We start from the raw sequence: 1,516 nt of genomic DNA, 5'->3' as shown, positions 1-1,516 counted from the left end.
GGTGTAGTATTCAATCTGCGCCGTGTAGCTCTCATGTTGTTCCTCCGAGTTGGTGGACACACGGCAGTAGGGCGCTACGCGCAGATGCTGTTTGCGGATATCCTTTTCGGTCATCTGTGAGTTGGCAGGGATGACCGTTACTTTTTTCGTTGTTGCTATGGGCATTTTCAGTTCTCCTTTCCAGCCGCTTCAAGGGCTTTTCCATTCTTAAGCCGCAGGCGAATACCGCCGCCGGCTGTCATTTCTATCTTTTCTACCGCGATGTTGAACATCTCGGTGAGGAGGTGTTCGTCTATGGGCTGGCTGCCGAGCTTTTCTCTCAGCCGCTCCATTTGACAGTAAGGGGTGTAATCGGGTAGTTCGCTATATTTTTCGGCGGCACAGGCCAGTATCAGCATTTTGGTGTATTCCACGCTGGGGTCTGCCTTGTTCAGCTGGCGGGTAATTTCATTTTGGATGCGGGCGGCCTCTAGTGTCTGCTCTCCGGCATAGCCGGCAGGAGCCCATTCTAAGAGGTGGGGATTTTGCGCCAGCACCGTCAGCCTTTCGGCAAGGGCCGCGCGGGTGTCTGCATCCTCTATGTAACGGCGATTTCGGCAATCCTTGTTTTCACAGTACCAGCGGACTCTGCCTGCTGATTTTGTATCACGGAACATTCTGCCACCGCACTGGCCGCAGACTGCCTTATCCCGAATGGGCTGGATATAATCGGGGCTTGGCGCATAGGTCACCTTCTCGTTTTTGCGAAGCTGTACTGCCATAAAATCCTCAGTGGTGATGATGGGAGGGTATTCTTTTTCTCCGAGATACCGCTCGTTTTCAAGGATGCGCTTTACCATATTTTTGTTCCATTGGGGAGTGTGTCTGTGGTAGAGAATTCCTTTGTGCATCATCTCATCGGCAATTTTGCTGTAGGCCATGCCGGAGAGATACGCCGCAAAAATCTCCTTGACCGCCTCCGACTCTGCGGGGCAGTATTCCACCTCGCCGTTTTTCATGGTGTAGCCGAATGGGATTTTTCTTTGCCATGCCATGTTATTTCACCGTCCTTTCCATGGTTTCTTTGAATGCGAGGCCGTTATATAGGTTGATAGTCAGCTCTGTTTCCGACAGGGCGGTGATGCTCTCCACCAGCGTTTCAAACAGCTCTGCTGTGGGTTCCTCTAAAAAATCGGGGCTGCCCTCAAAGTAGTCCAGCATCGCCTCGGTCGCCTTGATTTGCTTATCCTCACCGCTGGCCTCCATGATGCGGCGGCGCTGGCGGCGAAACTCGTTCAGCTTGAGATTGATTTCGCCTATCTGAGATGAATAAAGAGCAGAATCTACATACCCCTTCGACTTGAGTCGAACAAGGACGAGATTCTGCTCTGTAAGCTGGGCTATTTCTTTGTCAATATCGTTAATTTTGCGATTGGAGCGAAGTTCCCTTTCCCGAAGTGCGATGAGTTGGGAGAGGATGGGCGAGAGGATTTCCTCATAGTGATTTTTTAGCTTGTGGTAAAACCGCAGGATAGCC

Annotated in this window: 1 protein-coding gene and 1 pseudogene; both read right to left on the bottom strand. The window is 51.4% G+C overall.

Annotation, left to right across the window (positions count from 1 at the left end):
* Positions 1-167 precede the first annotated feature (167 nt).
* Positions 168-1,034: a recombinase family protein gene (locus RTV33_RS00165; RefSeq protein WP_312640300.1), complete on the bottom strand. Its 867-nt coding sequence runs from the start codon at positions 1,032-1,034 to the stop codon at positions 168-170.
* Between the two features lies 1 nt (position 1,035).
* Positions 1,036-1,516 (bottom strand): annotated as a pseudogene (locus RTV33_RS00160) (recombinase family protein); the annotation flags it as partial.

It is taken from the genome of Hydrogenoanaerobacterium sp. (assembly GCF_032017025.1).
GTDB lineage: Bacteria > Bacillota > Clostridia > Oscillospirales > Ruminococcaceae > Hydrogenoanaerobacterium.
This window is presented reverse-complemented; position numbering and strand designations above follow the sequence as displayed.